The organism is Gordonia sp. UBA7599 (assembly GCA_002477755.1).
GTDB lineage: Bacteria > Actinomycetota > Actinomycetes > Mycobacteriales > Mycobacteriaceae > Gordonia.
Map to the genome: position 1 here is coordinate 17,314 of DLKD01000086.1, position 209 is coordinate 17,522.

Genomic DNA, 209 nt, shown 5'->3' on the forward strand with positions numbered 1-209 from the left:
AGTCTCCGCCTCGGCGGTGTAGCCGAAGAACGTGTCGATCCGGGCCTTGCCCTGCAGTACTCGCATGCAGTGCTCGAACTGGTCGAGCACCTCGCCCTTCGTTGCCAGATGTGACCGCTCGACGTCCAGTTCCCACGGGATGTTGCCCGCGGTGAAGAACTCGTGCGGCTGGTGCAACCGCACGTAGGGATAGGTGTCCACCCACATGC

At 63.2% G+C, this 209-nt stretch carries 1 pseudogene; it reads right to left on the reverse strand.

What is annotated here, in order from left to right:
* A pseudogene (locus B4L26_RS10260) lies at positions 1-209 on the reverse strand (potassium transporter); the annotation flags it as partial.